At 68.9% G+C, this 6,021-nt stretch carries 6 protein-coding genes; 4 read left to right on the forward strand and 2 right to left on the reverse strand.

Going from position 1 to position 6,021, the window contains the following annotated elements:
• From ACWDAG_RS47000 to ACWDAG_RS47015, 4 genes are all read left to right on the forward strand, one after another.
• Positions 1–1,294: WD40 repeat domain-containing protein (locus ACWDAG_RS47000; protein WP_450701740.1), on the forward strand; the 1,294-nt coding region annotated here is incomplete at its 5' end.
• The gene (locus ACWDAG_RS47005; RefSeq protein WP_450701741.1) at positions 1,291–1,692 is read left to right on the forward strand and encodes a hypothetical protein; all 402 of its coding nucleotides are present in this window, start codon (positions 1,291–1,293) and stop codon (positions 1,690–1,692) included. The genes ACWDAG_RS47000 and ACWDAG_RS47005, both read left to right, overlap by 4 nt.
• Before the next feature lie 138 nt (positions 1,693–1,830).
• A complete protein-coding gene (locus tag ACWDAG_RS47010; protein WP_450701742.1) occupies positions 1,831–2,100 on the forward strand; it encodes a hypothetical protein in 270 nt (89 codons plus the stop codon).
• Positions 2,097–2,420 (forward strand): hypothetical protein, encoded by a 324-nt coding sequence (locus ACWDAG_RS47015; RefSeq protein ID WP_450701743.1) that lies wholly within the window; start codon positions 2,097–2,099, stop codon positions 2,418–2,420. Before ACWDAG_RS47010 ends, ACWDAG_RS47015 begins: the two co-directional genes overlap by 4 nt.
• A gap of 438 nt (positions 2,421–2,858) precedes the next feature.
• Here the strand turns inward: ACWDAG_RS47015 and ACWDAG_RS47020 are convergent, their stop codons facing one another.
• The gene (locus ACWDAG_RS47020) at positions 2,859–3,776 is read right to left on the reverse strand and encodes an NADP-dependent oxidoreductase (RefSeq protein WP_450701744.1); all 918 of its coding nucleotides are present in this window, start codon (positions 3,774–3,776) and stop codon (positions 2,859–2,861) included.
• A gap of 730 nt (positions 3,777–4,506) precedes the next feature.
• Complete coding sequence (locus ACWDAG_RS47025) at positions 4,507–5,907, reverse strand: transposase (RefSeq protein ID WP_450701745.1); 1,401 nt, start codon at positions 5,905–5,907, stop codon at positions 4,507–4,509.
• Between the last annotated feature and the right edge of the window lie 114 nt (positions 5,908–6,021).

Below are 6,021 nucleotides of genomic sequence, written 5' to 3' on the forward strand. Positions count from 1 at the left end.
CCTCGCCAGCTTCAGCGACAGGACAATCCGGCTGTGGGACACGGCGACCGGCAAGCTGCGCACCACCCTGATCGGGCACACCGATTTCGTGGAGTCGGTGGCGTTCAGTTCGGATGGTCACACTCTCGCCAGCGGCAGCGACGACAAGACAGTCCGGCTGTGGGATACGGCAACGGGCAAGCTGCGCACCACCCTGATCGGGCACACCGACATCGTGGAGTCGGTGGCGTTCAGCTCGGACGGCCACACCCTCGCCAGCGGCAGCGACGACAAGACGATCCGGCTGTGGGACGTAGCACCCCACGGACTCCGCACCACCCTGATCGGCCACACCGACATCGTGGAGTCGGTGGCGTTCAGCCGCCAGGGCCACACCCTCGCCAGCGGTAGCGGCAAGAGCGTCCGGCTGTGGGATACCGCGACCGGCAAGCTGAGCACCACCCTGATCGGGCACACCGATTTCGTGATGTCGGTGGCGTTCAGCCGCGACGGTCAGACCCTCGCCAGCGGCGGGGCCGATGGGAAGATCAGGCTGTGGGATGCGGCGGCCGGCAAGCTGCGCACCACGCTGACCGCGCGCACCCACACCGTGATGTCGGTGGCGTTCAGCCCGGATGGTCAGACCCTCGCCAGTGGCGGGGATGACACGACAGTCCGGCTGTGGGACACGGCGACCGGCAAGCTGCGGACCACGTTGACTGGGCACACCGACACCGTGGACTCGGTGGTGTTCAGCCCGGATGGTCAGACCCTCGCCAGTGGCGGGGATGACACGACAGTCCGGCTGTGGGACACGGAAACCGGCAAGCTGCGGACCACGTTGACTGGGCACACCGACACCGTGGACTCGGTGGTGTTCAGCCCGGATGGTCAGACCCTCGCCAGCGGCAGCGACGACACGACAGTCCGGCTGTGGGACACGGAAACCGGCAAGCCGCGCACCAACCTGACCGGCCACACGAACACCGTGGAGTCGGTGGCGTTCAGCCCCGACGGTCACACCCTCGCCAGCGGCGGGGCCGACGGGACGGTCCGACTGTGGGACACAACGACCGGCAAACTGCGCATCACCTTGAGCGGACATACCAACCTCGTCATGTCCGTCGCGTTCAGTCCAGACGGCCAGACACTCGTCAGCGGTGGGGCCGACGGGAGGATCCGGCCGCGGGATGTCACTCTTTCTGATCCCCTCTCCGCCATGAGAAAGATCTATAGCGCGGCTCACCGGACCTTCACTGAGAGCGAGCGCTCGAAGTACCTGTCGGACCAGCCCGCAGGCACCACGTTTCCTTGAACTACAGCGATCTCGGCCAGCCCCAGCCACCCGACGTCACCACCAGGCGCAGCGCCAAGGTGCCGCGGTCGCTGTCCGAGCTGCGCGAGGGCTGGCGGCAGTCGGCGATCCGGGCGTTCGGCGCCTGCACGGTGTACCGGCAGGCGGAGCGGGCGCGGGCGGCGGCCGCGGCAGTGTGGGCGGGGGTGCGGTCGGTAGTCGACATCGCCCTGGCGGCCCTCGACATCACCGCCGAGGTGTACGTGATGCGCGGCGAATTCAAGCGGCACCACCTGCTCGCCGAAGCCCGCCGCCACCTCGCCCACACCCTGCGCGGCCGGCCCACGAGCCCGGCCTGGACGAACAGATCGTGCAGACGGCCGTCGACGACTACACCCGTCCGGCCGGCCGGACGATGATGACCGCCGACTTGCGCGCCCTGTACCCGAACGACATCGAGGACCGGGCGGTGATCCGCGCGCTGACCCGCGCCCGGTCGCCCTCCCGCTTCCCGCTACGACAAGGCCCGCCTCGCCGCCGGCGCCCTGACCGCCCGCGTGAACGCGGTGCGCCGCTCGCACCGGCTGGGCTCCCGCTCCCTCCCGCACACCGGCGCCGTGCCCGCTGGAGCGCCGCCGCGCTCGAGGCGCGCCCGGGGCGAGGCCCGTGCCGGACGCGCGGTCGACAGGGCGGGCCGGGAGCAGGAGCAGATGACCGACGTCGCCACGCTGGAGGAGAGCCGCCGGGTGATCGAGGCCGCCGCCACCCAGCAGCCCAGAGCCCAGCCCGCGCCGGGCCCGGGCACACCCACGGGAGGAATCAGATGACCACGCCGCCCGACGACCCGAGGATCGAGGCCGCCCTCGCCCGCGTGCGACAAGGAACCCAGGAACGCGCGGCCGTGGTCGGGCCAGCGCCCTCCTGGCAGCCGATCTGGAAGCGGCCCCGCAAGCCACTGACGAAGGCGGAGCAGAAGCAGCGGCTGCGCCTGCAGCGCCGGCGGCTCCAGCAGGCCGGGCACCGGCGCCTCTACACCGGGCAGTCCCACCGGCCCCGCCCCCGGCGCAACCGCATCGGCAGCGCGGCCTCCCGCCGCGACGCGCACGCCCTGTCCCGGCTGCGGCACTCCAACGCATGGCTGTGGTGACGATGCACCGCATGGTGAACGCCATCCGGTGTGCGCACGCGATGGACGTCTTCGTGTGGGTTGGGCTCACGGTGCACGGCACTTTCGGGCCCACCGTGATGGACCACGCACCCGATGAACGGCCGCGCCCAGGTGCATCGAGTGCCCGGCCCGACCTTGACCAGGTTGGGCCGGGCACTCGTTCTTCCTAGACCAGCATTGGTTGGCGACATCCGCTGGGCTCCACAGACCCCGGCCGAGAAGGGTGCTGTAGGGAAGTAGTCGGCGCGGGCAGCACCCCTAGAAAGGGTTGAACTGCGGTTTTCCCTCCCATGCGGCGGCTCCCGATGCGACTTGAGGCGCGATTTGAGGCGCGACTCGGGTGAGCTCCCGGATACTGCGATGACGCGCGGCCCCGGTCGGGCAGCCCACTACCGCTGTTGGCCCATTCCCGGGCGCTCAGGGGCGCACGCGAATGACGGTCTTGCCCTTGCGCCGCTCGGTCGGGTTGAGCGCAGGGACGGCGTCGTCGAGGGTCGCGACGGTTCCGATGTGCGTGCGAAGGCGCCCGTCCCGCACCCGGTCGACGATCTCCACCAGCTGACTCGGAACGGACTCGACGACGAAGTCGATCGCCAAGCCGTCGACAGGGCGAGCCTCAACAGGCCCGACCACCGTCACCAGCGTCCCGCCGGGCCGGATGATTCTCGCCGAGCGCCTTTGGATGTCAGCGCCGATGACATCGAAGACCACGTCGACCCCGCCGATGTCGTCGAGATCCTCGGTGGTGAGGTCGAGGAACTCGTTCGCGCCGAAGTCGAGCGCCGCCTGGCGGTCCGCCGCCCGCCCGGTACCGATGACGTAGGCGCCGAACTCCCGGGCGAGCTGAGTGACCACAGACCCGACTGCGCCGGCGGCGCCGTGTGCGAGGACGCTCTGCCCCGCCTGAAGACGACCGTGCTGGAACAGACCTTGCCACGCGGTCAGGCCGGAGATCGGCAGGCTCGCACCCATCGTGAAGTCGACGTTCCCCGGCAGCGGCGCCAGGTTGCGTGCCTCGACGGCCGTGTACTCGGCCAGGGTTCCATCGCGGTGCCAGTCCGTGATCCCGAACACCCGCTGTCCCAGCGAGAGCCCCGTCGTGCCGTAGCCGAGGGAGGTGACCACTCCGGTGAACTCGTGGCCGATGATCGCCGGGGCTCGATCGCGACCGGCGCGATCGACCCACGTCGAGGGCCACTCCCACTCCGCGGGGACGAAGCCCGACGCATGGACTTCAACGACGACGTCGTTGATCGCAGGCGTCGGCTCAGGCCGCTCCGTGAGTGTGATCCCGGCTGCCTCCGCGGCCGGATCCGTCGCGACGATTGCCTTCACTGGTACCTCCGCATATCTCGTGCTCGCCGGCTCTGTGCGCCGCCCAAGCCATGGAGTGGGCTGATGAGCCCACAGAGGAACGGCAACAAGATCCGTCACCACAGACGGACGGACCACTGAAACGCGTCGAGTCCAACCGGAGCTCGACGAGCACCACACACCCAGGGCAGCAACACCCACCCACGCCCTAGTCTCACGGCGATGTCGTATGCGGCGTCGGTACGACACGGCTCGTGCGATTACGACATCAGCCGTTAGACCCAACACTGGTGTAAGGTCTCGCCATTTGTGGCCCGTCGCGGCGCTGATGGGGCTCGTTGAATTCGGCTCTGTCCGCAGTTCCGTGAACCGCAGCGCCTGGTGCGCCAGCAGAGACACATGCGCCGATCGCCCGTCTCCCGACCGTAGGGCATGCTGTTGCGGTGAGTGATCCTCAAGCAGCATGGCAGGAATGGCTGAACAGCCTGGACGTGCCACGGAAGGCGGCCGCGGAGTCGCTGCGTGCCCAGTTCAGCACCCTCGGCGTGACCGATCCTCTCGACCTGATCAAGTCGGAGGTCATGGAAGACCTTCCGCAGCTCACGCGATTCGTGCTGCTGCGGAGCCTGTGGCACGGTGCGATCAACGGCTGGGCCGAGCCGGGCTCGCTCGATCAACTGCCATCCGCGCAACGCCTTCTTGCCGCCGGAGCGGACCAGAAGGACCTTGTTTGCCTAGTCCGAGCCGTTGCCTATGAGGCGGTGTTCGCGACGCTCGACGAGCTGGACGCCGGCGGCGATGTGAACGTGTCGGGTGTGGAGGCCGGCTGGGTGGTCATGGAGTCGGGCGAAGATGGCTCTCCGACTGGACGCGCACTGTCGGGCCTGCATGAAGACCTCCTGACAATGGATCCCAGCGGACGCGAAGGAGCTGACCTCTGGCAATGAGGGCAGTGCCTTTGGCTGATTGATGCAGATCGCGACTGCGTGAGGATGCGGGTCCGGAGGAGTTCGAATGAGGCCCGTCGATACATCGCTCGCTTGAGGGTCTTCACCCGGTTCACGTGCCTTTCGACCGCACCGGAGCTCCACTGGAGGGTCAGTCCGGCGGTGACAGCGCCGAGGTCCTGGCGGAGGAAGCCGGCGAAGCCCTTCATGGGCTTCGGAGCGTCCTGCTCGGCCTGCCGGACCCGCTCCAGCAACAGGTATCCGCGCTGGTGACGGACCAGGTCGGCGAACGCCCGAGCGAGATCGCACGCCCGGGTGATGTCCCGGCAGGCGAGGCGGACTTGGAGGAGTCGCTCGTCCTGGCTGTTGGTGAGCGTCTCCAGGGGCCGCATGATCCACGAGGTGATCTTGCGGGGGCTGGGGATGTGGGCCCGGACCGGTTCGGCGGTGCCCTCGCGGAGGGCGGCGAGGAGTTTGCGGACGACCTGGCGGCTGCCGCGGTAGCCGCGAGCCTGGATCTCCTGGAAGAGCTGGGTGCCGCTGACCTGCCCTTGGGCTTCCGTGAAGGGGGCGTTGAGGTATGCCTTGAACGGCTCCAGGACGCCGCTGGGGCGCTCGCGGGCGGAGACCGGTAACTCGTCGAGGTCGGTGTCGCGGAAGCGGCGCACCGTCTTGCGGTCGAGGTTCAGACGGCGGGCGATGGCGCTGATGGTCCAGCGTTCCTCCAGCAGGCGGTGGATGTCCTCGTAACGGTGACGGGTCCGCTCGATGATCTGGGTGCGGGGCAGTTCCGGGGGCGGTAAGAGCATCGGGGGTGGCTCCGGCACCTCGGTCACCGGCTCCTCCTCGGCACGTTTGCGCAGGCAGTCCCGGTGCTGGTGACAGGTCTTCTCCACCGCTGCGGACAGGTTCTGCGGCAGGTGCCAGCGATCAGCCACTTCCAGAGCGTGAGGTGCGGCTTTCTTGACCGCCTTGGTGTAGGCACTGGCCCGGTCCCGGCAGATGATCTCGGCGCCGGGATAGTCCTGACCAACGTCATCTCCAACTTCTGATCCCCGAGCACGCGTAGGCGGCCCCCAGCACCTCACCGCTTGGGGCCGCGTCGTGCGCACCACATCTGAGGCCGGGCGCCCGGAGCCTCGTGCCGTGCCGGCCGTCCGGTCGCGCTGCGGGGAATCTGCGGCTGGGTTCCCGCTGCGCTGCACCCCCGAGCAGGCCTCTCGACTAGGCCGTTTCCTTCAGATCATCGGATCGTTGGTCTGGTGTGTCGTTGACTGACGCCCAGTGGGCACGCATCGAGCCGTTGCTGCCGGACCGGA

It is taken from the genome of Streptomyces sp. NPDC001157 (assembly GCF_053598255.1).

What these genes read in the sequence shown, in the direction of transcription:
- ACWDAG_RS47015 (WP_450701743.1), top strand. Translation starts at nt 2,097, where the DNA reads ATGACCACGCCGCCCGACGACCCGAGGATCGAGGCCGCCCTCGCCCGC.